The 1,278-nt window shown below is 56.4% G+C and carries 1 protein-coding gene and 1 pseudogene; both read right to left on the reverse strand.

Going from position 1 to position 1,278, the window contains the following annotated elements:
• Positions 1–66: 66 nt before the first annotated feature.
• A pseudogene (locus D6B98_RS39590) lies at positions 67–330 on the reverse strand (transposase); the annotation flags it as partial.
• A gap of 88 nt (positions 331–418) precedes the next feature.
• The coding region (locus tag D6B98_RS39595; protein ID WP_349644836.1) for a hypothetical protein at positions 419–1,278 on the reverse strand (860 nt) is incomplete at its 5' end.

The following is a 1,278-nucleotide window of genomic DNA, read 5'->3' on the forward strand; positions in this document are numbered from 1 at the left end:
GGCCGGATACATTTGTGCAGACTGCATCGTCCTCATTAAACGACCTTGCACGGGCGGGGCGGGTCATACATTTTTTGAAAGGAGCTCGCGAAGGGCGGCCGCATCGAGCATCTGCTCGGCCAGAAGCTTCTTCAGCTTCGCGTTCTCCTCCTCCAGGACCCTCAGCCGCTTCGCCTCGGAAACGTCCATGCCGCCGAATTTGGCCTTCCAATTGTAGATCGTCGCTTCGGAGACCCCGTGCTTGCGAGCTAGGTCGGCCGTCTTCGCTCCGACCTCATGCTCCTTCAACACCGCGATAATCTGCTCTTCTGTGAACCTTGCTCGCTTCATCTGTCCGTCCTTCTTCGGGCCGGACTCTAACTCCTACTGGAGGAAATACTCAGTGGCAGGTCAACGCTCGACGCATCGACAGCGAACGTCATTTTGACAACTTCTTCTTGCCCGCCTCGAACGCTTCCTGATCTTTCGGGTCGGCAAGCTTAAACCAAGAGCCGGGTGCATACGTGGCGATAAGCTTGGCAAAGAACGATTGTGGCTCCCAATCTTGCCCTTCGCGCTTCTCGAAAATGATGACTTCGTCGCGGGTGAAATAACTAGGTCCGGGAACATTGCAGTCGACCGAAAGCTCGACGCGCCACAGCCCGCCCTTCGCGGTTTGCTGCTCATCTATCCTCGGCGAGTAATGCACTCCAACCGGCTCGTCGATAGAACAGCGGCCACGCCGCAGAAGATCGCCCAACTTGCCCTGCGCGGTGGTTACGAAGTTGAAGTTGGCGGGATTATGCAGAAAGTGACGGTTCACGCCGCTTTCGTCGTTTGTCACTTCGTCCGCAATGAGCGAGAGTGCGAACGCTTGCCAGCCTAGTTCCATCGGCCTTGCATACGGCGCCACAATTTTCATTGTGCCATCGGGCGCCACCTCCCACGTGACCGTGTACTCTTCCTTTGTTTTATCGGCCCGGTGTTTGGCCCACGAAAAGATAACTGGCTCGCCCGAGTCGGTCTTTTGACCAACCTCCCATCCCCTGGGGATGAAGTGTGCTACCTTTGAGACCTTAGTGAAGATTTGCTCCGCTGTCTCACCATCCTGTGCTCGCCAGGTTGATTTGACCTTATCGATAAGCGTATTGTCGCTCGTACGAACACCCTCGCTCTTACCGGCCAGCCCACCCGGCAAAATGAACCATACGCCAAGGCCGACACTGAGCTGGTCCCGCAAATCTGAACAGCGCGATAAGTGGAGTTTCTGCCTGACGGCGGGCAAGATTGACCCGCGAA

This window comes from Bradyrhizobium sp. LVM 105, assembly GCF_003957705.1.
GTDB classification, from domain to species: domain Bacteria; phylum Pseudomonadota; class Alphaproteobacteria; order Rhizobiales; family Xanthobacteraceae; genus Bradyrhizobium; species Bradyrhizobium frederickii.